The 24,414-nt window shown below is 65.6% G+C and carries 16 protein-coding genes; 10 read left to right on the forward strand and 6 right to left on the reverse strand.

Annotated features, from left to right (window positions below; translation table 11 throughout):
* Positions 1 to 13: 13 nt before the first annotated feature.
* The 5 genes from ACFMO3_RS08945 (at position 14) to plsX (ending at position 6,122) form a co-directional block, all read left to right on the forward strand.
* Positions 14 to 1,210 (forward strand): cyclase family protein, encoded by a 1,197-nt coding sequence (locus ACFMO3_RS08945; RefSeq protein ID WP_376790064.1) that lies wholly within the window; start codon positions 14 to 16, stop codon positions 1,208 to 1,210.
* 75 nt (positions 1,211 to 1,285) lie between these two features.
* Complete coding sequence (gene acs, locus ACFMO3_RS08950) at positions 1,286 to 3,199, forward strand: acetate--CoA ligase (RefSeq protein WP_376790065.1); 1,914 nt, start codon at positions 1,286 to 1,288, stop codon at positions 3,197 to 3,199.
* A gap of 305 nt (positions 3,200 to 3,504) precedes the next feature.
* Positions 3,505 to 3,942, forward strand: a complete 438-nt coding sequence (locus tag ACFMO3_RS08955) for a cobalamin B12-binding domain-containing protein (protein ID WP_322802340.1) — start codon at positions 3,505 to 3,507, stop codon at positions 3,940 to 3,942.
* A 9-nt stretch (positions 3,943 to 3,951) separates the two neighbouring features.
* On the forward strand, positions 3,952 to 4,968 hold the full coding sequence (gene meaB / locus ACFMO3_RS08960; RefSeq protein WP_376790066.1) for a methylmalonyl Co-A mutase-associated GTPase MeaB: 1,017 nt from the start codon (positions 3,952 to 3,954) through the stop codon (positions 4,966 to 4,968).
* A gap of 86 nt (positions 4,969 to 5,054) precedes the next feature.
* The gene (gene plsX, locus ACFMO3_RS08965) at positions 5,055 to 6,122 is read left to right on the forward strand and encodes a phosphate acyltransferase PlsX (protein ID WP_376790067.1); all 1,068 of its coding nucleotides are present in this window, start codon (positions 5,055 to 5,057) and stop codon (positions 6,120 to 6,122) included.
* Positions 6,123 to 6,147: 25 nt separating this feature from the next.
* On the opposite strand, the gene ACFMO3_RS08970 is transcribed toward plsX, so the two are convergent.
* Positions 6,148 to 6,324 carry a hypothetical protein gene (locus tag ACFMO3_RS08970; RefSeq protein ID WP_376790068.1) on the reverse strand — a complete coding sequence of 59 codons (177 nt, stop codon included), beginning with the start codon at positions 6,322 to 6,324 and terminating at the stop codon, positions 6,148 to 6,150.
* 977 nt (positions 6,325 to 7,301) lie between these two features.
* On the opposite strand from ACFMO3_RS08970, the gene ACFMO3_RS08975 reads away from it, so the two are divergent.
* The 5 genes from ACFMO3_RS08975 (at position 7,302) to ACFMO3_RS08995 (ending at position 14,163) form a co-directional block, all read left to right on the forward strand.
* Complete coding sequence (locus tag ACFMO3_RS08975) at positions 7,302 to 9,773, forward strand: ATP-dependent Clp protease ATP-binding subunit (RefSeq protein ID WP_376790110.1); 2,472 nt, start codon at positions 7,302 to 7,304, stop codon at positions 9,771 to 9,773.
* A 49-nt stretch (positions 9,774 to 9,822) separates the two neighbouring features.
* Positions 9,823 to 10,299 carry an NYN domain-containing protein gene (locus ACFMO3_RS08980; protein WP_376790069.1) on the forward strand — a complete coding sequence of 159 codons (477 nt, stop codon included), beginning with the start codon at positions 9,823 to 9,825 and terminating at the stop codon, positions 10,297 to 10,299.
* A 125-nt stretch (positions 10,300 to 10,424) separates the two neighbouring features.
* Positions 10,425 to 10,649: a hypothetical protein gene (locus ACFMO3_RS08985; protein WP_376790070.1), complete on the forward strand. Its 225-nt coding sequence runs from the start codon at positions 10,425 to 10,427 to the stop codon at positions 10,647 to 10,649.
* 107 nt (positions 10,650 to 10,756) lie between these two features.
* Positions 10,757 to 11,068, forward strand: a complete 312-nt coding sequence (locus ACFMO3_RS08990) for a hypothetical protein (RefSeq protein WP_376790071.1) — start codon at positions 10,757 to 10,759, stop codon at positions 11,066 to 11,068.
* Positions 11,069 to 11,445: 377 nt separating this feature from the next.
* Entirely contained in the window at positions 11,446 to 14,163 is a 2,718-nt protein-coding gene (locus tag ACFMO3_RS08995) for a valine--tRNA ligase (RefSeq protein WP_376790072.1), read from the forward strand.
* 47 nt (positions 14,164 to 14,210) lie between these two features.
* On the opposite strand, the gene ACFMO3_RS09000 is transcribed toward ACFMO3_RS08995, so the two are convergent.
* From ACFMO3_RS09000 to ACFMO3_RS09020, 5 genes are all read right to left on the reverse strand, one after another.
* A complete protein-coding gene (locus ACFMO3_RS09000; RefSeq protein WP_376790073.1) occupies positions 14,211 to 14,669 on the reverse strand; it encodes an Hsp20/alpha crystallin family protein in 459 nt (152 codons plus the stop codon).
* A 314-nt stretch (positions 14,670 to 14,983) separates the two neighbouring features.
* The gene (locus tag ACFMO3_RS09005) at positions 14,984 to 16,873 is read right to left on the reverse strand and encodes an aldehyde ferredoxin oxidoreductase family protein (RefSeq protein ID WP_376790074.1); all 1,890 of its coding nucleotides are present in this window, start codon (positions 16,871 to 16,873) and stop codon (positions 14,984 to 14,986) included.
* A gap of 116 nt (positions 16,874 to 16,989) precedes the next feature.
* Positions 16,990 to 17,784 (reverse strand): alpha/beta fold hydrolase, encoded by a 795-nt coding sequence (locus ACFMO3_RS09010; RefSeq protein ID WP_376790075.1) that lies wholly within the window; start codon positions 17,782 to 17,784, stop codon positions 16,990 to 16,992.
* Positions 17,785 to 17,940: 156 nt separating this feature from the next.
* Positions 17,941 to 18,324 carry a response regulator transcription factor gene (locus tag ACFMO3_RS09015; RefSeq protein WP_376790076.1) on the reverse strand — a complete coding sequence of 128 codons (384 nt, stop codon included), beginning with the start codon at positions 18,322 to 18,324 and terminating at the stop codon, positions 17,941 to 17,943.
* Between the two features lie 76 nt (positions 18,325 to 18,400).
* Positions 18,401 to 24,397, reverse strand: coding sequence for a GAF domain-containing protein (locus ACFMO3_RS09020; RefSeq protein ID WP_376790077.1), 5,997 nt, complete (start codon positions 24,395 to 24,397; stop codon positions 18,401 to 18,403).
* Positions 24,398 to 24,414: the final 17 nt, after the last annotated feature.

Below are 24,414 nucleotides of genomic sequence, written 5' to 3' on the forward strand. Positions count from 1 at the left end.
TAGGGAGGGAGCCATGTGTGGACCGCAGGTCTACGAGGCGATGACTCGGGCCTGGAGCCGCCGGGATTTCCTCAAAATGATGGGCGGCGCAATGGCCGCCGCGATGCTCCCTGCTCCACGCCTAACGGTCTGGCCCTGGCTGACTGTGGAGATCCACGGCGCGCGCGAAGGCAACCTCGTTTCCTTCACCCTCACCGTCCGCAACCTCACCGAGGAAACGATCTCCGACCTCTATATCGCCGGCCACGTCCCCCGCAACGCGGATTTCGTCGCTGCCACAGCCACCCCCCCGCGGGCATGGTTCCGGGGCTTTGAGGCAGAAGGCGGGGACCTCCAGTCGGCGGTCTGGCTGGCGGAGGCGATCCCCCCCAAAGGCACTCTGGGACCCTTCGGCTATCAGGTGGCCCCCCATCCCGCCGCTACCCTGGTGAGCGCCCACGGGTTCGTCTCCTGGCAGAAGCCCGCTTACGGCGAGGCCGCTTCCGCCCCCGTCGGCGTGATGGTGCGGACCGCTGTCCGCGTCTTCCAGCGCAAGGTGGATCTTACCTATGTGCAGAACCCCCGCTTCCCGATCTGGCCCGGCGCCCCTCGGCTGGAGATCGAGAACGTCTTCAACCACGCGCAACACGGCTTCTACGCCAACCGCTGGCGCATCTACGAGCACCATGGCACCCACATGGACGCCCCGGTTCACTTCGGGAAGAACGCCCTGACGATCGAGCGGCTCCCGGCAGAGGTCCTGGTCGCCCCCGCGGCGGTTATCGACATCCGGGACCGGGCGCGGCGGAACCCGGACGCCCAGCTGACTCCCGATGACATCCGGGCCTGGGAGCGGCGTTACGGGCGGCTGCCGGACGGCGCGGTGGTGTTCATGTGGAGCGGATGGGGAGCCCGGGTGGATGATGAGGCGGCTTATCGGAACATGGATGCCCAGGGGGTGATGCACTTCCCGGGCTTCCACCCGGACGCAGCGGAGTTCCTCCTGAAGGAGCGTCACATCGTCGGCATCGGGGTGGATACCCTGAGCCTGGACTACGGGGCCTCTCGGGATTTCAAGACGCACTACACCATCCTCCCCGCCAACAAGTGGGGGCTGGAGAACGTCGCTAACTTGGGCCGCATCCCGCCCGCGGGGGCGATGGTCTTCGTCGGCGCCCTGCGCATTGAAGGCGCCTCCGGAGGTCCGGTCCGGCTGATCGCGGTATGGTGAGGAGCGCGGGGAGCATGGCGGCAGGGACGCGGCGTGGCTGCGCCCCTGCCATCTATATTTCCGAAGGAGGTTGCCATGGCGGTGAAGGAGTTGGTTGCGGATATCCGTCATCTCAGCGGCGAGGTGTATTATCCTTCCCCCGAGGTCCTGGAGCGCGCCTACATCAAAGATTACCCTTCCCTCTACCAGCGGGCGATGCAGGACCTCGAGGCGTTCTGGGCTGAGCGTGCGGAGGAGCTGGACTGGTTCCGAAAGTGGGATCGTGTCCTGGATGACAGCGGGAAGCCCTTCTACAAGTGGTTCGTGGGCGGCCAGATCAATATCTGCTACAATGCGGTGGACCGCCATATGAAGACCTGGCGTAGGAACAAGGTGGCCCTCTACTGGGAGGGGGAGAACGGCGAGCGCCGGGTCCTTAGCTATTATGATCTCTACAAGGAAGTCAACCGCTTCGCCAACGTCCTGAAGGCCCTGGGGGTGCGCAAGGGCGACCGGGTGACCATCTACATGCCCCGGATCCCCGAGTTGCCCATTGCCATGCTGGCCTGCGCCCGCATCGGGGCGATCCATAGCGTGGTTTTCGCCGGCTTCTCGGTGGAAGCCCTCCACACCCGCATCGAGGACTCCAAATCCCGTGTGGTGATCACCGCCGACGGCGGATTCATGAACGGGCGCATCGTGGAGACCAAGCGCACCGTTGATGAAGCTGTCCGTCGTGCCCCCTCTGTGGAGCATGTGCTGGTGGTCCGCCGCACCCGCCACGAGGTGCCCATGGAGCCGGGGCGGGATTATTTCTACGATGAGCTGGCGCGGCTCCCCTTCGCCCAGGGCGAATGCCCGGTAGAGGTCACCGACGCTGAGGATCCCCTTTACATCCTCTACACCTCCGGCACCACTGGCGCCCCCAAGGGCCAGGTCCACGTGCACGGTGGCTATGCAGTCTACATCTATACCACGATGAAATGGGTCTTTGACATCAAGGATGAGGACATCTGGTGGTGCACAGCGGACCCCGGGTGGGTAACGGGGCACTCCTATATTGTCTATGCGCCGTTGATGCTGGGGGCCACCAGCGTGATGTATGAGGGTGCGCCGACATATCCGTATCCGGATCGCTGGTGGAGCATTGTGGAGAAATATGGGGTGACGGTGCTCTACACGACCCCCACGGCCATCCGGGGGTTGATGCGGTTTGGGGACGAATGGCCCAATCGGCGCAACCTCTCCTCCCTCCGCCTGCTGGGCACGGTGGGCGAGCCGATCAACCCGGAAGCCTGGCGCTGGTATTACCGGGTGATCGGGAAGGAGCGCTGCCCCATCATGGACACCTGGTGGATGACGGAAACCGGTGGCTTCATGATCACCCCCATGCCTTGCCTGCCCCTCAAGCCAGGCTCGGCGACCATGCCCTTCCCGGGCATCCGGGCGGAGGTGGTGGATGAGAACGGCAACCCTTGCCCGCCTGGGGTGGAGGGCTACCTGGTGATCCAGACGCCGTGGCCCGGGATGAGTCGCACGCTCTACGGCGACCCCGAGCGCTATGTGAAGACCTACTGGTCGAAGTATCCCGGCTGGTTCTTCACGGGCGATTCCGCCCGGCGGGATGAGGATGGCTACTTCTACATCATCGGGCGGGTGGACGATGTGCTGAAGGTGAGTGGCTATCGCCTGGGCACAGCGGAAATCGAGTCGGCGCTGGTGGCCCATCCGGCGGTGGCCGAGGCCGCGGCCATCGGCCTGCCCCACGAGGTGAAGGGGGAAGGGATCCACTGCTATGTGATCCTCAAGGCGGGCTACAGCCCCAGCGAGGCCCTGGCCGAGGAGCTGCGCCAACATGTGGCCCAGCTGATCGGCCCCATCGCCCGGCCCGAGGCCATCCACTTCGTGGACAAGCTCCCCAAGACCCGGTCGGGGAAGATCATGCGCCGGGTGCTGCGGGCTCGTGCCCTGGGCCTGCCGGAAGGGGATCTCTCCACGCTGGAGGAGTGAGGGGAAGGTGGCTTGTCGGTTCCGGATGGGCGATAGCGGGGGGTCGATGGGGCATCAGCCGACCCCCCGCTTTTTTCCGGCTGGCGCGGACCACCGACCCTTTGAAATCGCCCCCTGAGGCGCTGCGCGTCAAGCGTCGGCATGCGCCGACACGTTCTGGCCGGCGCAGCGGCTCGCCCCGGGCATAAGCCCGGCGGTGGCTATCCGGAAGGAGGATGGGAAAGCCAAACTCCGGGGAGCGGTGGGTTAAAATAATGAAGTAGGCCAGGCGAACGCTGGATTGATCCCATCCGGCGAGGTCTGTCATGGGTCGTAAAATCCGTGTGCTCATTGCCAAGCCGGGGCTGGACGGCCATGATCGGGGCGCCAAGGTGATCGCCCGCGCTCTACGGGATGCCGGGTTCGAGGTGATCTATACGGGCCTGCGGCAGACCCCCGAGATGATCGCCGAGGCGGCGTTGCAGGAGGATGTGGATGTGGTGGGTCTCTCGATCCTCTCCGGAGCCCATATGACGCTGCTCCCCCGGGTGGTGGAGGAGCTCCGGAAACGGGGGCTGGACGATGTGCTGGTGATCGCTGGGGGGATCATCCCTGAGGAGGACATCCCCGCGCTGAAGGCCGCGGGCATCCGGGAGGTTTTCGGACCTGGCACCAGCACCGAGACCATTGTGCAGTTCATCTGCGCGCATTTCGGCATCCGTCCGGAAGATCTTAAAGCGGCCGGCGAGCCGGCGCTTCCCTGAGGATGCCATATGGGGGGACAGCCCTTGATGCGAGATCCCATGGCTCTCTTCGAGCGCGCCCGCGCAGGGGATCGCCGGGCGCTGGCGCGATTGCTTTCTATGCTGGAAGAGGAGGGCGAGGCCGCCGTTCAGATCAGCGCGCGCCTCTTCCCCTTCACGGGCAACGCCTATGTCATTGGGATCACCGGCCCTCCGGGCTCCGGGAAGAGCACGCTGGTCAACGCTTTAACCCGCGCTTACCGGGAGCGGGGGGAAACGGTGGGGATTGTCGCGGTGGACCCCAGCAGCCCTTTCACAGGCGGAGCCCTGCTGGGGGATCGCGTCCGGATGCAGGATGTGGCCGGCGATCCGGGGGTCTTTATCCGCAGCATGGCTACGCGGGGCAGCCTGGGCGGCCTGGCCCGCGCCACTCGGGAGATCATCCGGGCACTGGATGCAGTCGGCTTCCAGCGGATCCTGGTGGAGACGGTGGGGGCGGGACAGGTCGAGGTCGATATCGCCCAGGCCGCGGATACGGTCGTTGTGGTTCAGGCCCCCGGGCTTGGGGACGATATCCAGGCCATCAAGGCGGGGATCCTGGAGATCGCAGACATCCTGGTGGTCAACAAGGCGGATCGGGAGGGAGCGGCGGCTACCCTGCATATCCTGCGGTCCATGCTCTCCCTGGGCCAGCCCGCGGTGGTTCGCCACCATGGGCAGGCGATGGCCATCCAGCGCGTGGAGCCGTCTCGGGAAGGATGGACGCCGCCGATCCTTCAGACGGTGGCGACTTCCGGCCGGGGGATCCCGGAGCTGGTGGAGGCCATTGAGCGCCACCGGGCTTATCTGGAGGAAAGCGGCGAAGGAGAAGCCCGGAGGCGGCGGCGGATCGCGGAGGAGCTGGCCACCCTCGCCCGGGAGCGTTTGTGGGTGCGGGTGATGCATCAGGTCGGTCGCGCCCGTTTGGACGGCCTGGTGGATCAGCTGCTCCGCCGGGAGATCGATCTGCACACCGCCGTGGAGCGACTGTTGGAGGATATCCGATAGCCCATCGAAGGAGAACGGGGAGCGGGCGGAGAAGCCGCTCCCTTCATCTCTTCGGGAACATCAGCGGGAGATGGAGCGATGCGCCCATGACGGTTCGAGTGGTCTTGGATGCGATGGGAGGCGATCACGCCCCACAGGTCCCGGTAGAGGGGGCGCTATGGGCGCTGCGGGAGATCCCGGAGCTTCACGTGATCCTGGTCGGCCAGGAGGAGCGGATCCGCGCTGAGCTGGCCCGCCATTCCCCGAAAGGCCTCTCGTTTTCCATCGTTCATGCCTCCCAGGTGGTGGAGATGCATGAGCGCACCATCGCTGTGAAAACCAAACAGGATTCCTCCATGGGGGTGGGCATGCGCCTGGTGCGCTCCGGGGAAGCTGAGGCGTTCGTTTCCATGGGGAACACCGGAGCGGTGATGGCGGCGGCCCTGTTCCATCTGGGGCGGATCCCGGGCATCGATCGCCCTGCCCTGGCCACGGTTTACCCCACCGCTCACCGGCCGTGTCTTCTCCTCGATATCGGCGCGAACACGGATCCCCAGCCATGGCATCTGTTCCAGTTCGCCATCATGGGCGCCATATATGCGGAGCGAGTGCTGGGCTGGCCGAATCCGCGGGTGGGGATCCTCTCCAACGGCGAGGAGCCGGGTAAGGGATCCATCCGGGTTCAGGAAGCTTACCGTCTCCTTCAGGAAAGCGGATTGAATTTTATCGGGAATGTGGAGGGGAAGGATCTATCCCGGGGTCTGGCGGAGGTGGTGGTCACGGACGGCTTCACTGGGAACGTGGTGATCAAGCATCTCGAGGGCACAGTATCCTTCCTGGCCCGTTTCCTGAAGGCCCAGCTGACTGATGGGGTGCTGGATCGGCTCGGCTTGGCGCTGGCGTTGCCGGGCCTGATCCTCGCCGCGCCCGGGCTGTTGTGCCTGCTGCCCAGCCTCCGGCGGGTCTTCCAGCGGCTGGATTATCGGGAATATGGAGGCGCGCCGCTGCTGGGGGTCAACGGCGTGGTGGTGATCGGGCACGGGCGCTCGGATGCGAAGGCCGTGAAGCATGCCATCCACATGGCGGTCCGGGCGGTGAAGGAGGGAATGCTGGAGCGGATCCGGGAAGGTCTGGAGTCGATCCCCCAGGTGCGCTCCCCCATGGGGTCGGCGTAGAAGGCGCGCGGATTCAGGGACAACGTCAATCCTGCTGAAGCGTTCCCTCCCCCGAGGACCAGCGGGTGATCCGCCAGCGGCCTCCCTGGGCGGCCAGCCGGTAGATCTCCCCCGGATAGGTGACCACTCGGTCGACAATCCCGCGCTGGCCCGACGGGCAGACCAGGCCCGCCCGATAGATCCAGGTCTCCTTCGTCCGCACCTCGACGAGATTGGGGCCGAGGGGCGAGGCGGGAACGCACCCGCGGATCTCCCACCGGATCTCCTGGATCGTGGCCCGGATCGCCTGGGCGGCTTGTCGCAGGCGGTCAGCCTGCCGTCGGGCCTCCGGCGCGGTGTCTCCCCATGCTGCAGTGAGCGAGTCGGATGCCCCCCGGCCCAGGATATCCGCTTCCTGCGCGGTGTTCCTGCGCGGTGTTCGCCTGTTCGATCGCCTGCAGCACGCCGGGGTCGCACCGGAGCGCGGAAAGCGTGGGCGAGGTTGGGATCGGGAAGGGTGACGCGGCCGGTGTAGGCATCGGAGGGGAGGGCTCCGGGGAGCGCGGAGGGATGGACGATGGGAAGGGCTGCAGGATAGGGGAAGGAATGGGAACCTGCGCCACGCCCAGTGGGGTCGGCGAGGGCCGGAGAGGGGATGGACCCATCCCATGAGGGATGTGGGAAATCCTGCCCTCTTCCTTCTCCACGGCCCTTTCGCCATAGAGTCGACCGGAGGAACTTTCGCCCCGATCCCCGAGGGTGGTTGCACAGCGCTGTGCGAGTTCGTGGGTCGCCTTTCATCATGCGGACAAACGATCGAAGATGCAAGCGATCCGCATCCGGTGCCCGTCCGCCCCAAAACATCGCTTTCCGATGGTTGAGGGTCCAGCGAAGCCGCTCGGGGGATGAGCAGAGAGAAGGCCCTCTTCGCAGCGGGGCTGTCGGTTAGCCCATGGTGGGCGAGAGGAGATCCCCGGTTTGGTTTCGCGCCCCGGACCCTTTATAATGAGGTGGGACAGTCCAACTCGGCGTAGTCCCGGGGCTCTCATGTGGATGCTGATCCATAGAGCCGGGATCGTGGGGGGGTGCCTGGCGAGACCCTCTGGATTCTGGGAAAAAGAGGGGGATGGATCCTGTCTCCCCCGGTGTGGGGGCAACGGTGCAGATTCTATTCCTTGCTAAGGAAGGCTCTCCACGATGATGCGCTTCGATCATTTCACGGAACGGGCTCAGGATGCGGCGGCGAGGGCCTATGAGATCCTCCAGCGCTACGGTCACAACCAGGTGGATACGGAGCATCTCCTGCTGGCCCTCCTGGAACAGCCGGATGGTGTGGTGCCGCAGCTGCTTCAGCGCATGGGGATCAGCGTAGACTGGATGCGGGGTCGGCTGGACGAGGTGCTCCGGGCCAGCCCGCGCGCCTCGATTTACGGCTTCGGTGGCACCGGCCAGGTGTTCATCACCCCCCGGGTGAAGCGCATCCTGGACCTGGCCAACGAGGAGGCGCGCCGCCTGGGGGATGATTACATCTCCACCGAGCATCTCTTCCTAGCCATTGCCACCGAGCGGAACACTCCCGCGGCCCGCGTTCTGATGGATGCCGGCGTGACCCGAGATCGGATCTATGAGGCCATCAAGGATCTGCGGGGCGGGGCCCGGGTGACCGATCCGGGGGCGGAGGGCCGTTACCGGATGCTGGATCGCTATGGGCGGGATCTCACCCGGCTAGCCCGCCAGGGGAAGCTGGATCCGGTGATCAACCGGGAAGCGGAGATCCTGCGGGTGATCCAGGTGCTGTGCCGGCGAACCAAGAACAACCCAGTGCTGATCGGCGATGCGGGGGTCGGGAAGACGGCCATTGTGGAGGGGCTGGCCCAGCGGATCGTCGCCAACGACGTCCCGGAGCTGTTGATGGGCAAACGCATCGTGCAGCTGGACCTGGCGGCCATGGTGGCCGGGGCGCGGTTCCGGGGTGAGTTCGAAGAGCGCCTGAAGGCGGTGATCGAGGAGGTGCAACGAGCGGAGGGAGAGATCATTCTCTTCATCGATGAGATCCACACGGTGGTGGGCGCGGGGGCGGCCTCCGGAGCTCTGGACGCGGCCTCAATGCTGAAACCGGCCCTGGCCCGGGGGGAGCTGCGTTGCATCGGCGCCACCACCCTGGATGAGTATCGCAAATACATTGAGAAGGATCCGGCGCTGGAGCGGCGGTTCGCGCCGATTTTCGTGGAAGAGCCCTCTGTGGAGTCGGCGATCCAGATGCTTCAGGGGCTGCGAGAGCGGTATGAGGCCCATCATCAAGTCCGCATCAGCGATGAGGCGATTGTCGCCGCTGTCCGTCTTTCCCATCGCTACATCACCGATCGCCGGCTTCCGGACAAGGCCATCGATCTGATTGACGAGGCGGCGGCCCGGCTGCGGGTGGCCCTGAACACCCTTCCGCCGGAGCTCAAGGCCATCAAGACGGAGATCGAACGCCTGATGCAAGAGGAGGAACATGCCGGGTTGAACCGGGATTACGAACGGGCGGCGCAGATCCGCATGCGCCGCCTGCGCCTTCAAAAGGAGTTCGAGGCGCGTCGGGCGCAATGGCAGCGGGAGCGCAACCTGGATGAGGTGGTTTCCGAAGAGGATGTGGCCCAGGTGGTGGCGGCCTGGACGGGCATCCCGGTGGCCCAGGTGATGGAGACGGAGGCGGAGAAGCTGCTCCATATGGCGGAGCGGCTGCGGGAGCGGGTGGTGGGCCAGGACGAAGCCATCGCCGTGGTGGCGGACGCCATCCGTCGGGCCCGGGCGGGCCTGAAGGATCCCCGGCGGCCCATTGGCTCCTTCCTGTTCCTGGGGCCCACCGGCGTGGGGAAGACCGAGCTGGCGAAGGCGTTGGCGGAATACCTCTTCGGCGACGAGGATGCCCTGGTCCGGCTGGATATGAGCGAATACCGCGAATACCATACCGTTTCCCGCCTCTTCGGGGCGCCGCCAGGGTATGTGGGCTATGAGGAAGGCGGGCAGCTCACCGAGGCGGTGCGCCGGCGGCCTTACCGGGTGATCCTGTTCGATGAGATCGAGAAGGCTCATCCCGATGTGTGGAACGCCCTGCTCCAGATCCTGGACGATGGCCGTCTGACGGATGGTCAGGGCCACACCGTGGATTTCCGGAATACGATCATTATCATGACCTCCAATGTGGGCACCGAGCATCTCCGCCGCAGCGCCACCATCGGATTCCTTCCGGCGACCTCCGAGCGGGAGCGCATGGAGGAGCGACAGCGGATCGAACGAGCGCTCCGCGAGACCTTCCGGCCGGAATTCCTGAACCGGATCGACGAAATCGTGATCTTCAACCGGTTGACGCCGGAGCATGTGATGCAGATCGTGGACATCCAGATGCGTCAGATCCAGACCCGCCTGGCCGAGCATGGGCTGCAGGTGGTCCTCACCGAGGCTGCCCGCCGTTGGCTGGCCGAAGCGGGCTACGATCCCGCTTTCGGCGCGCGCCCACTCAAGCGAGTGCTCCAGAAACATGTGGAGAGCCCCCTGGCGGTGCGGTTGCTTCGCGGGGAATTCCGGCCGGGTGACGGGATCGTCGTCGATGTGGGGGAGCAGGGGTTGATCTTCCAGCGGCAACCGGCGGAGGCGCTTCCGCTGGTGGAGCGGGTGCCGCAGGTGTAGGAGGCGGAGAGCCACGGATTCGGTTCCCCATCGGATCCGGATGCGATCCATGCCGTTTTTGATCGATGGGCACAATCTGATCGGGGCGATGCCGGATCTCCGGCTGGAGGATCCGAATGATGAGGCGCGCCTGGTGGAGCGGCTCCAGCGCCTGGCAATGCGGACAGGGCGGCGGATCACGGTGGTGTTCGATCGGGGCGCTCCGGGCGGCGCTTCCGCCCTCTCTCGGGGCGGGGTGACGGTGCGCTTCGCTTCCTCCGGCGTAACGGCGGATGAGCTCCTGATCCGGCAGATTCGATCGGAGCGCAACCCCCGGGGGTTGATCGTTGTTTCCTCGGATCGGAGCGTGCAGGAGGCAGCCCGGCGTTACGGCGCGTCCGTCTGGTCCGCCATAAAGTTCCTGACTTATATGCGGCGCCAGCTGGGGGAAGCCGCCTCGGTGACGGACGCAGAGGAAGAGAAGCCGGGCCAGGTCGATCCGACGGAGCTGGAATACTGGCTGCGGTTGTTCCAGGGAAAGTGTTAAGCCATGCCGGCGGCCCAGCAGACGGCCTAGGAGGCCGAAGAGGGGAGGAGATGGGGGAGATTCTCTCCCTTCCCGGGCCTTGTCCGCGAATTCGGACTTGAAACCATCCCGGTAGGAGGCGCTCGATGTTCGAAGACATCCGCCAGCACCTTTCAGAGGTTCCGGAGGGGGAGATCATCGAGGAGAGCCAGGAGGAGCGTTCTTCCTCCTCTTTGCTGAATCGCCTTTCCTCCTTTTCCCAGCGACTGACTCCCTCCCAGCGCCTGGTCCTGCTGGGGCTGCTGTTGATCGATCTGTTCCTGCTGGGGTTCTTCCTCCTCCTTGTTGCCGGAGCCCTTCGCCTGGGATGAAGCCTGGCCTCGTTTTGCCGGGGGTGGTCCGGGTTTGCTACAATAGAATCAACCTGAGCCTGTGGTACCGGTCCGGGAGCCTCCGTGCGAATGGAGGGAGCGCTGCGATGGCGGAGATGGTGAAGCTGCTGATGGCCTGGGATATCAAGCCCGGCCACGAGCAGGAATACTTTGAGTTCATCGTCCGGGAGTTCGCGCCGGGGATGATGCGCCTGGGGATGGAGCCCACAGACGCTTGGTATACGATGTATGGGGAGGGCCCCCAGATCCTCACCGGCGCCATCGCCCAGGATATGGAAACCCTGCAGCGCATCCTGGCCAGCCCGGAGTGGCAGGAGCTGAAGAAGAAGCTCTTCCGCCACGTCCGCAACTATAAGGAGAAAATCGTCCGGGCGACCGGCCGCTTTCAAGTCCTCTGAACGCCGGGATCCAGTGGTCTCCGATCGGACTCCTACGCTCAATGAGCGGGGTTCAGCGCGGCCCGGCGCAGGAATCGAGCGGGAGTTTCGGAAAGGCGGGGAAGGGGAGGAGTAGGCGCAGGCGGCGACGCCAGCGAGGGGGGATCGGTGCAAGCCCCTGTCGTTCGCCGCGCTGAAGGTCGCCCCGGAGCCGGTCGGGTGAACGCCGGAAGCCCCGGCCTCAGCCCGACCCGGGCGCTGCCCGTTACCGCAGCCCGAGGGCGGGGGGATCGTCCATCCCCCTGAAGCAAGGTGGTACCGCGGGAGGTCCGCCCCCTCTCGTCCTTGGGACGGGAGGGGGCGTTTTTATGCAGCGAGGCACCATGAGGAGGTGGCGGATGACGGCGAAGGGGATGGTCCTTCCCAAAACCTTCAACCCCCAGGAGATCGAGGAGCCGATTTATCAATGGTGGGAGCAGCGGGGTTTCTTCACGCCGCGCATCGACCCCGCCCAGCGGCCCTTCGTGATCTCCATGCCTCCGCCTAACGTCACCGGGGAGCTCCATATGGGCCACGCCATGTTCGTGACCCTGGAAGACCTCATGATCCGCTACCACCGGATGAAAGGGGAGCCCACCCTCTGGGTGCCCGGGACAGATCACGCGGGCATCGCTACCCAGGTGATGGTGGAGCGGGAGATCGCGAAGGAAGGCCTCACCCGGCGCCAACTGGGCCGGGAGCGCTTCCTGGAGCGAGTGTGGGCCTGGAAAGAGAAATACGGGGGCACCATCACCCGCCAGCTCCGCCGGCTTGGAGCCTCCTGTGACTGGACCCGGGAACGGTTCACGATGGACCCGGTTTACTCCCGGGCGGTGCGCGAGGCCTTTGTTCGCCTATACGAGCGGGGCCTGATCTACCGTGGGGAATACCTGATCAACTGGTGCCCCCGTTGCGAGACCGCCCTCTCGGATCTCGAGGTGGAACGGGAAGAGGAAGAAGAGGGTTTCCTCTATTACATCCGCTATCCCCTCCTGGGGAACGGGTGGGAGGGACCGACCGCGCCATGGGGCAGCGGCCGATGGGCCGAGGGCGCGCGGGATTTCATCACAGTGGCCACTACCCGGCCGGAAACCCTGCTCGGGGACACCGCCGTGGCGGTGCATCCGGAGGATGAGCGTTACGCCCACTGGGTGGGCCGGATCGCGGTGCTGCCGGCCCTGGGCCGTCGCCTCCCGATCATCGCTGACCCAGCGGTGGATCGGGAGTTCGGGACCGGCGCGGTGAAGGTCACCCCCGGGCACGACCCGACGGACTATGAGATCGGGGAGCGGCACGGGTTGCCCCGCATCAACGTGATGAACCCGGACGCCACCATCCATGCGAACGGCGGTCCCTACGCCGGGATGGACCGCTTCCGGGCCCGCGAGGCCATCGTGGCCGATCTGCAACGGGAAGGGCTGCTGGAGAAGATCGAGCCCCATCGCTACGCCCCGGGCCGCTGCCAGCGCTGCGGCACCATCGTGGAGCCTCTGCTCTCCCTCCAGTGGTTCGTCAACGTGAAGCCGCTGGCCGAGGAGGCGATCCGGGCGGTGAAGGAGGGCCGCATCCGCATCCTCCCCGAGCGCTTCGAGAAGGACTACTTCCGCTGGCTGGAGAACATCCGCCCCTGGTGCATCAGCCGCCAGCTGTGGTGGGGGCACCGCATCCCAGCATGGTATTGTAACGATTGCGGGCATATCACGGTGGCCCGGGAGGATCCCGCCGTCTGCGCCCGCTGCGGGAGTGCCCGGATCCGCCAGGACGAGGACGTGCTGGACACTTGGTTCTCTTCCGCCCTCTGGCCCTTCGCCACCCTGGGCTGGCCGGACGATACGGAAGATCTGCGTTATTTTTATCCGACCACCGTGATGGAGACCGGCTACGACATCCTGTTCTTCTGGGTGGCGCGGATGGTGATGATGGGCCTGGCTATGACCGGCGAGGTCCCTTTCCGCATCGTCTACCTTCACGGCCTGGTGCGGGATGAGAAGGGCGAGAAGATGAGCAAGACGAAGGGCAACGTCATCGACCCCCTGGTGGTGATCCGGGATTATGGGGCGGACGCGCTACGCTTCACCCTGGCCACTGGCTCCACGCCGGGCAACGACATGCGCCTCTCCCTCCAGCGGGTGGAGGGAAGCCGCAACTTCGCCAATAAGCTCTGGAACGCGGCCCGCTTCATCCTGGGGACGCTCTCCGGGCCAGTGCCACGCCCTTCCTGGGATGACCCTGCGCTCACCCTGCCGGACCGCTGGATCCTTTCCCGTTACCATCGCACGGTGGCGGCGGTGACCCAGGCGCTGGAGGAGTTCGACTTCGGGGAGGCTGGGCGGCGGATCCACGAATTCACCTGGGATGAGTTCTGCGACTGGTATATCGAGATGGCCAAGGAGCCCCTCTACCGAGGGTCCGCCGCCGATGCCACGCGCACCCAGGGGATCCTGGTCTACGTCCTGGATGGGATTCTGCGGCTGTTGCATCCTTTCATGCCTTTCATCACGGAGGCTCTGTGGGGATATCTCCGGCGAGCGGGGGCGGTGGACGGGGCGGAGGCGCTGATCGTGGCGGCCTGGCCGACCCCCGGGCCGGTTGATGAGGTGGCGGAAGCGGCGATGCAGGCGCTGATCGAGATCGTTCGCATCATCCGGAACGCCCGGGAGGAGCATCGGGTGCCTTCCGATCGGCGGATCCCAGCGTGGATTGCCGCGGGGGAGCTCCAGCCGGTCCTGGAGGCACACCGGAGCCTGTTGGCCTCGCTGGCCCGGCTGGATCCGGACCGGCTGGTGCTGGCCGTGGACCTGACGGAGCCTCCGGCCGATGCCCGGGTTTATCCGGCGGGACCGGTTCGGATCTATCTGTCCATCGCCGGCATGGTGGACCGCGCGGCGGAGCGGGCCCGGCTGGAGCGAGAGCTGGCGGATCTCGAGGCCCGGATCGCGAAGGCAGAGGCGCTCCTGGCCTCGGAGTTCTCCCGCCGGGCGCCGGCTCATGTGGTGGAAAAGGAGCGCTGCAAGCTGGAGGAGCTCAAAGCCCGGCGAGAGCAGCTGCGGGCGGAATGGGAACGCCTGCGGGAATAAAAAAGGGGGGACGCTTCTGGGCGTCCCCCTGAGCTTCTCCCGACCCCTCAACGGGCCACCTGCACCTGGATCACCCGCGGCCGGACGGACTCCGCCTTCGGGACTACGAGGTGCAGGACGCCGTTCTCCAGGCGGGCATCGATGTGCTCCGCGTCGATGGGATCGCCGAACTCAATCGTCCGGGCGAAGCGCCCGCCGGTCCAGTCCCGGCGCAGGACAGCGAGGTTCTTCTCGTTCTCGATCTCCGGCAGGGCCACCTCCCCGCGGATGGTGAGGGAGGAGCCCAGGGCCTGCACCTCCAGGCTCTCCGGCCGCACACCCGGCATCAGGATGGCCACATGATAGCGGTCAGGCAGCTCGTAGATGTTCACCGGCAGCCCCACGCCCAGGGCGGTGAACCCGTCGAAGGGCCGCACAAACGCCTGATCGAACAGGCGGTCGATCGCCTCGCGCAGGGTCATGAACGCCGCGTCGAACGGATCCCGGATCATCAGCTCGCGCGCCATAGGCCTCACCTCCTTTCGGGGGTGGCTTGGCCTGCACCCCTGAGATTTCCAGCCTTCATCATAGGCGGGAGGCCTAAGAGAAGCGTTAGCGGGAGATAAAAGATCCGCAAACACTGGGTTAAAGGAGGGTCAGCGGGCTCGCGAACGCATCCCCGATCGGGTTTCGAGGTCATGGGGCGGGCCGGCGAGGCCACCAGAACATTCAAGGCTGCGGGGAGTTCCAGAGGCGCCCCGCAGCCTTGAATGCCTCTCGGAAAGGACCAGCGACATAAACCCCTGACCGGGTACGATGAGGAATCCCTGCCGGACGTTTCCTACGAGAGGATCCATTCCAGTCCCAGTTCCCGCAGTTTCTCCGGGGTGGGCATCCCGGTCCGGGGATCCCAGCCGGCCATTTCATAATAGCGAGTGAGGGCCGCTTCCCATTCCTCCCGATCCACGCTCAGCCCATCGGTTTTGCCGCCCCGCAGGGGCTCGAACAGCCGTTTCGGCAAGGTGTCCCGATCCCGCCCGGCTCCTTCCCGGGCGTTGAAGGCCCGCAGCATGTTCAGCCTTCGCTCGCCCACCCGCATCACCTCCTCCAGGGTCACATCCCATCCGGTCACCGCGCGCATGAGCGCCACCAGCTCCTCCGGCCCGTAGAGCTGCCAGGAAGGCCCAAAAACGAATTGGCACAGGTCCGCCGTGTCCAGGAAGCTGTAAAACTTCTGGGTCTCATAGGCAAAGCGGATTTTTGCCTCGTTCAGAACGCGGGGCGGTTGCGGCTCGGTCAGGCTGAGGACAGCCAGCCGGTCCAGGAAAAGGCGGGGGGATTTCGGCATGTAGAGGGTGTCGTGCTCGCTGGACTGGTGGTCGGCGCCGAAGGGGTTGACAGCGTAGATCAGGGCCAGGGAGCGCTTGACCTGGGGCATGTGGGCGGGCAGCTCCTGGCCTTTGACGGCGACCACGAGATCTTCCGCCCCGCGGCCGATGATCTGAGCGGCCCGGGCGGAGCCTTCCGCCAGGACATCCCCGATGCCCTCGCGCCGCACGATCCGCTCCAGCAGGCGGATCATCGCCTCCGCGTCGCCGAAACGCAGGGGAAAGCCCACCTCGGCCTCCGTGAGGATTCCCCGCTCGAAACACTCCATGGCGAAGGCAATGGTCGCCCCGCAGGAGATCGTATCCACCCCATACTGATTGCAGATCTGGTTGGCCAGGGCGATGGCCTCGAGATCGCTAACCCCACAGTAGGAGCCGAAAGTGGAAAGGGTCTCATACTCCGGCCCGCCATAGAGAGGGTCCACCGGGTGGCCCCGCCACTCCGCCTCCACCACCCGCTTGCAACGGACCACACAGGCGTAACAGGTATCGCGCTCCTTCAGGATGGTCTCGGCCATCCGTTCGCCGGTGATGCGATCGGCTTCCTCAAAGAAGCCGCTGGTGTAGTTGCGCGTGGGCTGGCCGCCGGCGGCGTTCTGAGCTGCCAGCACGCTGGCGGTTCCATAGATCCCCAGGTTTTTGACCGCCAGGTTCGCCTCGTAGGCGGCCGGACCCTGTTTGTTCAACTGTTGGAGGGCCCGGGCGTCGTATGCCGATGGGCGCCAGTGGCCCCGCACGGCGATGGCCTTGAGGTTTTTGGAGCCCATCACCGCACCCATTCCGGTGCGGCCGTGGGCGCGATTGCACATGTTCATCACGGCGGCGAATCGGACGAGGCGTTCGCCGGCCGGGCCGATCTGGGCGATCTCGATCTGATCGTCGCCCAGCTCTTCATAGAGGAGGTCCTCCACCTCGCCGGTGGTGCGCCCCCAGAGGTGGGTCGCGTCCCGCAGCTCGGCCTCCCCGTCGTGGATCCAGAGGTAAACCGGCTTCGGCGCCCGCCCATAGATCACGATGCCGTCGAAGCGGGCGAACTTGAGCTCAGCGGGCCAGAAGCCACCCGCCTGGGAGTCGCCGATCAGACCGGTGAGGGGAGACTTGGCATTGGCGGTGGCCCGGCTCTGACCGGAGATGGGGAGGCCAGTGGCCGCGCTGAGGAAGAACGTGAGGGTGTTGCGGGGATCGAAAGGATCGATGCCGGGCGGCGTGTGCCTCAGTACGTAATACAACCCCATCGCACTGCCGCCCCAGTAGGTCCGGTAGAATGCCTCGTCCGGCTCCTCCACCCACAGGCGCCCGGACGAGAGATCCACATGCAGGATGCGTCCGGCGTAACCGAACATCCGGCCCCTCCTGGAACAGAGTGATCAGATCTTATCTTAGATTTTAGCTGAAGAGCGGGGGTCTTCCGAAGCCGTGAGAACTGGGGTGCAGGCCGCGGCTGGTCGGGCTGCGGATTTCATCGGAACCGTCGGCGCCATTCTTCCTTCAGGGCGATCTGCGAAGGATCGGGCAGGGTGAGGAAATCCTCTGTCAGGCGCTGAAAAACGGCAGGGAGATCCAGCATGGGGAAATGACGGCCTTCCTCCAGGAGGATCAGACGGGTGGAGGCGTCCAGGCCGCCGTTCAGGAAGAACGGGGGAGCGATCAGCGGATCCCGCCGACCGTAAACCAGGAGGAGCGGACAATCCACCAGGCGAAGCCACTCCCCGAGTGCCTCCTGATGGAGCAGAGCGTCCTCCAGGCTGAGGCGGATCGCCTCGGGATCCGCCCGCTGATGTTCCCGCTGCACCTCGGGATACTCCTGGGCGAGACGGCTCAACCGCTCTATCAGGATCCCCTTCCCCATCAACCCCCGGGCGCCTTTCGGGATCTCCAAAGCGGTCGGATAGCCGACGGCCAGGACCCGCTGCACCCGATCGGGATGCTTCAAGGCCAGCCGGATCGCCACCATCGCGCCCAGGGTGTGGCCGATGAGGTGCGCGCGGAGGATCCCCAGATGGTCCATCCATTCCCGGACCAGCTCGACCTGGCGCTCCAGGTGGTAGATGGAGTCGGCACCCTGTCGTGGCTTGGCGGAATCCCCAAACCCTGCCAGGTCGACGGCATAGGTCCGGAATCGATGGGAGAGGGCCTGCATCGTGGGCAGCCAGTAGCGCCACGACCCCACCCACCCGTGCAGGAAGATCACGGGCTGACCCCGACCCAGGGCCTCATAATGGATCAGATACTCCCCAACGGTTGCAATGCTCACGGCTGGCGATTCCCCTGCCTTAGGGATCCGATAGGGATCGAGCTTGCGCGGCTGAGCCTGAGTGAGCCGCGATCTCTCCTTTCCCTCTTGGGGGCGCGAGGGATGTCCTCGCTTCCCCAAATCCGAGCCGGACCGCGGAAATCCAGCTTGTTGGTTTCACCCCGATCTCATGCCATGCTGATTCAAAAGAGCCTGAACTTGCTGGATAAGCTCATCGGGGGCGAAAGGTTTCAGGATATAGGCATCAGCCCCGGCCTCCATGCCCTGGCGGATCTCCGCCTCCTGGCCTTTGGCGGATAGGAACACCACGGGGATGGTGCGGGTTTCTTCCTGGGATTTCAGGATGCGGCAGGCCTCATAGCCGGTCATCCGAGGCATGCGGACATCCAGGATGATCAGGTCGGGGCGATGCTGACGGGCCAGTTCTACCGCTTCCTGGCCGTTGGTGGCGGCGATCACCTGGAAGCCTCCAAACTCCAGGGTGAAGACGATCAATTCCCGGATATCCCGTTCATCCTCTGCGATCAGAATCTTGGCCATCGCTCGGATCCCTCCTATCCGATTACGGGACCAGTTGCCTGAATCCCCGGGGCAGAAGCGGAAATGGGAACCGTTTCTACTCCGCGTTGCCGGATTCTCCCTCGGGGGATTCGCTGAGAAGGCGCCGGATGGCGGCGACGAACTCCTCGAGCGGGAACGGCTTGAGGAAGAAATCCGCCGCCCCCAGGGCCAGCGCCTGCCGGCGTTTGCCCATTGGATCCGTGGCGCTGGCGGTCATGATCACCACCGGGATGTCCGCCATCTTCGGGCTGGCCTTCATGCGGGCCAGGGCGTCCAGTCCGTTCATCCCTGCCGGCTTGAGATCCATCAGCACCAGATCGGGGCGATGGGTCTCAATCCAGGCCAGCGCCTCGATGGCGTTCCCGAAGGTCATCACCTCGAACCCGTGGTCACGTAGGGTGTCCTGGAGCAACGCCCGGGTCCCTGCGTCATCATCCACGATGACGATGCGGGCATGGCGCCGCGCATACCGGCCGACCACCTCCAGCAATCGTTCCACGTCCACCGGCTTGCCCAACACATCCACCGCTCCCAGGCGGACCCCTCGTTGGCGATCGGCCAGGACGGAGACGATGATGACCGGGATCTCGGCGGTCACCGGATCGGCCTTCAGTCGTTCCAGCACCGTGAAGCCGTCCAGGTCGGGCAGGTAGATATCCAGGGTGATCAGCTGCGGATGCTCCTCCCGGGCGAGGCGCAGGGCCTCCTCGCCCCGATGGGCGACCAGGGTTCGATATCCCGCGCGCTCCAGGTGCTGGACCAGTAGGTCGGCGATATGGTGGTCATCCTCCACGATCAGAATGGGCGAAGGGCCATCCCCCCGGACGGGGACCGGTGCCGGTGCGGGGGGTTGATCAGTGGGAGAGGGGGCCTCACGGGCGATGGGGATCGTGAAGTGGAACGTCGATCCCTGGCCGACCTCGCTTTCCACCCAGATCCGCCCCCCATGCATTTCCACCAGGGCTTTCACGATCGAAAGGCCCAGGCCTGTCCCGGGGGTTTCCTGAACCCTCGGGTCATCCACCCGATAAAAGCGCTCGAAGATGCGCGGGAGAGCCTCGGGGGGGATGCCGATCCCGGTATCGCTGACCGCCACATGGACGGCTTCTCCCTCCACGCAGGCCCGGATGTTGATCCGCCCGCCTTCCGGCGTGTATTTGTGGGCATTGCTGATCAGGTTCATCAGGATCTGGATCAGGCGATCCTTATCCGCCTGGACCGGAGGAAGGAAGGCCGGCAGATCGAGCTCCAGGCGCTGGTTCTTTTCGTCGAGGCGAGCCTTCAGGGAAGCCACCACCGCTTCCACTGCCGCTTCCAAGGGCATCGGGCGAAGATCCAGCTGGAGGCGGCCGCTCTCGATCCGCGAGATATCCAGCAGGTCATCCACCAGCAGTTTGAGCCGGTCGGCGTTGGCCTTCACAATCTGCAGGAAGCGGCGCTGCATTTCAGAAAGGGGCCCGGCGGATCCGAGGAGCAGAAGATCCACATAGCCCTTGATGGAGGTCATGGGCGTGCGGAGCTCGTGGGACACCGTGGAGATGAACTCCGTCTTAGCGCGATCGGCTTCCACCTCCGGCGTGATGTCCCGGAAGACCGAGACGGTGCCCAGGAACTCGGTGCCCATCATCACCGGCGCGGCGTGGACGGTGATGAAGCGGCCCTCGGGGGCGAGCTCGTGGCGCATGAACAGGGTAGGGGGTTGGCCCCGTGGGGAGGAAAGCCATCGCCGCAGGGAGGCCATCCATTCCTGCCATGCGGGCCCATAAAGGCCGGTGAAATGATGGATAGGCCGACCAAGGACCTCTTCCCGGCGCAACCCAAGGATCTGTTCGGCGGCGGCGTTCATCATGATCACCTCGCCCCGGGCATCGGCCACCATCACACCTTCCGCGATGGATTCCAGGATGGCCTGGCGCTTGGAAACCTCCTCCTGGGCAGCCCGCAGGGTGTTGCCCAGCTGCTCCGCCTGCTGGGTGATCAGCTGATAAAGGGCCGCGTTATGGATGGCCTGAGCCATCTGCGCGGCCACGGTCTCCAACAGCTGAACTCGTTCCGGATCGAACCCACGGGCTTCCGGGCTAGCGAACACCAGAGCCCCCAGGACGTCCAGGCCCAAGGTGAGAGGAACCACCAGGGCCGCGCCTGGACGCAGGGCCCGCCAGGGCGCCGGGAGGAGATCGGGGGAGAACGCGGACAGGTTCTGGGTTCGCCGCTGGCGGATGGCCGCCTGGATCGCCCCGGGGTCTTCGTGGAGGGGCCAGGATTGTCCGATCAGATCAGCACGGCCCGGCCCGATCCCGGCTCGCACCTCCAGGCGTCCTTTCTCGGGATCCAGCAGGATCACCGCCGCAGTTTCCCCTTCTTCAACGAGGAGCGAGAGCGCCTGCTGAAGGGTAGCCTCCAGCTCCAGGCTGGCGGTCAGCGCCAGGGTCACCCGATACAACCGCTCCAGCTGGCGATGGCGAGTCGAAAGGTCGGCCAGGGCCTTCTCCAGCGCCTCCGTTCGCTCGCGGACCTGGGCTTCGAGCTCCTCACTGAAGCGGCGGGTCTGCTCGTAGAGCCGGGCGTTCTCCAGGGCAACAGCCGCTTGTTCCGCCAGGGTCTGGAGCAGGATCTGTTCGATCTCGTCAAAGGCGCCCCGTTCCGGATGGGCCACCGCGATCCATCCGACGATCTCTCCACCCGCCCGCATGGGGACGAGGAGCAGCGAACGCACCTCCGGGATCTCCTCGTCCAGGGCCTCAGCTAAATCTCGGAGATAGAGCGCACGGCCGGACCTCATCGCCTGGATCATCCGGGAGGAGCCCAAGAGGGCTTCCAGCGGGGAGATCTCCAGGCCATCCAGAGCAAATTGGGCGATCAGCTGAGGGGCCTCTTTCTCCATTCGGATCACCCCCGCCCAGCTCGCATGGCTCAGGGAGGCGGCCGCCTGGGCGATGGCTTCCAGCAGAGCGCCCAGCTCCAGCCGGGCGGCGATCTGCCGGCTGGCTTCGTTCAGGCGGGTGAGGGCCTCGATCCGCTCTTTCAGCCCCTCATACAGGCGGGCGTTTTCAATGATGATGCCGGTCTGGCTGGCCAGCAGCTCCAGCATCTCCGCCGTCTCACGGGTGGGTGCCTGCCCGTCCCGCGGCTCGTCCACAGAGATGATCCCCAGCAAGCGCCCGCCTGTCCCGTGAATGGGCACAATCAGGAGATCCTCGGGATGCCAGCGGGTGGGATCCGGCCGGGGCTCCCGCGTCGGTGTCGCTGTCCAGGTATCCAGAAGCTCGCTCAGGTTCTCAGGTTGCCGTTCATATGGGATGTAGTAGCAGGCTCCCAGTCGGAATTCCTCTCGCAAGAAGATCTGCATATTGCGCCATGGCTGGAGGATCTGCCGCATCCGTTCGAACACCGGCAGGGGAAGCCCGGCCTGGGCCACCCGCCGCAGCATGGGGGGCTCGCCCTCGATCAGGCTGATGAGCACCCGCTCGAAGCCCAGGGACTCCTGAATGGTGTGGGCGACGGCGTCGAGGGCGTTCTCCAGCGGCCGCTCGGAGCGCAGTGCCTGGCCCACCTCCAGCATCCCGCGCATCAGCTCGATGCGCTGGCGGTAGCGCTCCCCCCGCTGCGCCTCCTCCTGCAGGCGCATGGCGTTGCCGATGGCCACGGCGGCCTGAGCGGCCAAGGCTTCCAGAAAGGCGATCTGTTCCTCGCTGAAACCATAGGGCCGCCGGCTCTGGAGATCCAGCACCCCCACCACCAGCGTCCCATACCAGATCGGCACGGCCACCTCGGAAAGGGTATCCGGCGTCCCGGCGATGTAATGGGGGTCCTGCCGGACATCGGGGACAAGCACGACGCGGCCGCTCTGGAAGGCCTGCCCGATCAATCCTTCTCCAGGTCGCTGGCGATCCAGCCCGCGGGCTTGCAGTTGCTCCATGGAGAGGTTGCGGAGCAGACGGGGGCGCAGCAGATCGCTTGTCGGATCGTAAAGGAGGATCTCCCCGTAATCCGCCCCTGTGACATGGAAGGCCGAGTCCAGCACCAAGTTCAGGATGTGATCGAGATCCAGATTGGCGTTCAGCTCCTGGCCGATGCGGTTCAGCGCGGTCAGCTGGTGGATGCGGGCCTCCAGGCGCTCGCGGATCTCCCCGTAAAGCCGGGCGTTTTCCACGGCGATGGCCGTCTGGTGCGCGATGGCCTGAAGGAGCTCCAGATCATCCTCGTCGAAGGCGTTCTCGTCCGTCTCGTGCTGGATGGCCAGCATGCCGATCACCCGGTCGCCGACTCGCAGGGGAACCCCTATCCAGAGCCGGGCGGGGGTTCCCACTGGCTCGATCCCCAGCGCCCGTGCCTGGCCGGCGACGTCGCCTCGCAGCAGGAGGGGCTGGCCGGTTCGGATCACATATTCGGTCAGGCCATGGCCGCCCCGGCGCTTCGGCCGCTCCGGCAACCGTTGTCCCTGGTGCACATAGAACACAAACGAGACCTCATCGTTCTCCGGATCATAGAGGGCGGCGTAGAAATTCCGGGCATCCAAGATCCGCCCGAGCTCTTCCCGGATGGTTTCAAAGATCGTATCCAGATCCAGCGTTGCGGCGATCCGCTGGCCGATCTCCACCAGGGCCCGCAGGCGGGCGGCGTGACGCCGGGCCTGTTCGATCACCTGAAGGTTGTGAAGGGTAGTGCCCAGCACCACGCCCATCGCCATCCCCAGACGTTCATCATCTGGGGCGAATCGGCCCCCGATCCGATTGATCAAGTGGACCTCCCCGATGGGCTGTTCCCAGGCCGTCAGGGGGAGGGAGAGGACGGATCGGACACCGAAGCGGGCGATCAGCTCCCGATACGGAGGGATCACCCGGCGGTCCTCTGACGCCCGGTTGGAGCGGAAGGGGCGTCCGCTCCGGAACACGCTTTCCGCGAACACCGGGTCCTGCACCGGAAGACGGAACCCCAGGGCCTCCGGCGGCCAGGGGCCGTAGAGGCCGGCGGGGTGAGGGATTAACTCCTGACGCTTCGGATCGTAGAGCAAGACCACGATCCGCTCCACCCGGAACCAATCGGCGAGCTCGGCGACGGACCGTCGGAGGAAATCTTCGAGGGATGGGGAGGCGGCGCTCATTGCTGCGATGCGGAATAGGATCTCCAGCCCTTCGGCGTAATGGTGCGTGGCTTCATACAACCGGACGTTGTGGATGGCGATGGCTGCCTGGGCAGCGATCGCTTCCAGGAGGCGCAGATGTTCCTCGGTGAAGGCCCCCGGGCGATACGCAATGAGTTCCAGGGTCCCGATGAACTCTTCCCGGGTTTGCAGAGGGACGCCCAAAAAGGCGCGCGCGGGGAAGCGCTCGAGGTTCAGGCGAGGGCGCGCGCCGGTGAAGTCGCGCAGATCTTGGATCAACAGGGGACGCCGGTGGGTGGCCAGCCATCCGGTGAGGCCCTCGTCGGGTCGGTAAACCCCTCCGAGCTCCGCGAGCTGAGCCACCGCCTGGGGATCCCCGCCGCGGGCCCGGGTGTGAAGCCGGCGGTCTCCAGGCTCCCACAGGTTGATCTCAGCCAACTCATAGGGGATCACCTGCCGGATCGCAAACAGGATGGCATCCAGCGTGGAGTCCAGATCCAGGGAGGCGCTGAGCAAACGAGCAATCCCCGTGACCAGGGCTAGCTCCCGAGGGTAGATCGGGTGTTCCGGGGCGGATCTGGATCCCTCGGGAACAGGCCGAAGGACGACCAGGAAACCCGGATGCCCATCCAGGGTGAGGGGGAGGACACTGGCCTGTGCGCTTCGCTGGCCGATGGTGGCCGTCTCCCGGGAGCCCCGCAGCCATCGTTCCAACACGCCGGGCGGGCGAAGACGGCTCGCCAGATCCTGGCGGGAGGAGGGAGGGGGATCCCCCAGCCAGGCGCGCGCTGCGGCGTTCAGAAGCAATCGGCTGCTCTCGGCCTCGATCCATAGCACCGGTTCCGACCACCGCTCCAGGAAGGCAACATCCTCCCCCCGCGTCGCCGGGTTTGAGGAAGATGGGCGAGCCGATCTCAAAAGCCAACGCAGGCGCTGGCGCCAGACCATCCCGGGTTTCCCTCCGC

The sequence above is a fragment of the Thermoflexus sp. genome (assembly GCF_042408815.1).
Taxonomy (GTDB): Bacteria; Chloroflexota; Anaerolineae; order Thermoflexales; family Thermoflexaceae; genus Thermoflexus.

What these genes read in the sequence shown, in the direction of transcription:
- ACFMO3_RS08945 (WP_376790064.1), top strand. Translation starts at nt 14, where the DNA reads ATGTGTGGACCGCAGGTCTACGAGGCGATGACTCGGGCCTGGAGCCGC.
- acs (WP_376790065.1), top strand. Translation starts at nt 1,286, where the DNA reads ATGGCGGTGAAGGAGTTGGTTGCGGATATCCGTCATCTCAGCGGCGAG.
- ACFMO3_RS08955 (WP_322802340.1), top strand. Translation starts at nt 3,505, where the DNA reads ATGGGTCGTAAAATCCGTGTGCTCATTGCCAAGCCGGGGCTGGACGGC.
- meaB (WP_376790066.1), top strand. Translation starts at nt 3,952, where the DNA reads ATGGGGGGACAGCCCTTGATGCGAGATCCCATGGCTCTCTTCGAGCGC.
- plsX (WP_376790067.1), top strand. Translation starts at nt 5,055, where the DNA reads ATGACGGTTCGAGTGGTCTTGGATGCGATGGGAGGCGATCACGCCCCA.
- ACFMO3_RS08975 (WP_376790110.1), top strand. Translation starts at nt 7,302, where the DNA reads ATGCGCTTCGATCATTTCACGGAACGGGCTCAGGATGCGGCGGCGAGG.
- ACFMO3_RS08980 (WP_376790069.1), top strand. Translation starts at nt 9,823, where the DNA reads ATGCCGTTTTTGATCGATGGGCACAATCTGATCGGGGCGATGCCGGAT.
- ACFMO3_RS08985 (WP_376790070.1), top strand. Translation starts at nt 10,425, where the DNA reads ATGTTCGAAGACATCCGCCAGCACCTTTCAGAGGTTCCGGAGGGGGAG.
- ACFMO3_RS08990 (WP_376790071.1), top strand. Translation starts at nt 10,757, where the DNA reads ATGGCGGAGATGGTGAAGCTGCTGATGGCCTGGGATATCAAGCCCGGC.
- ACFMO3_RS08995 (WP_376790072.1), top strand. Translation starts at nt 11,446, where the DNA reads ATGACGGCGAAGGGGATGGTCCTTCCCAAAACCTTCAACCCCCAGGAG.
- ACFMO3_RS09000 (WP_376790073.1), bottom strand. Translation starts at nt 14,669, where the DNA reads ATGGCGCGCGAGCTGATGATCCGGGATCCGTTCGACGCGGCGTTCATG.
- ACFMO3_RS09005 (WP_376790074.1), bottom strand. Translation starts at nt 16,873, where the DNA reads ATGTTCGGTTACGCCGGACGCATCCTGCATGTGGATCTCTCGTCCGGG.
- ACFMO3_RS09015 (WP_376790076.1), bottom strand. Translation starts at nt 18,324, where the DNA reads ATGGCCAAGATTCTGATCGCAGAGGATGAACGGGATATCCGGGAATTG.
- ACFMO3_RS09020 (WP_376790077.1), bottom strand. Translation starts at nt 24,397, where the DNA reads ATGGTCTGGCGCCAGCGCCTGCGTTGGCTTTTGAGATCGGCTCGCCCA.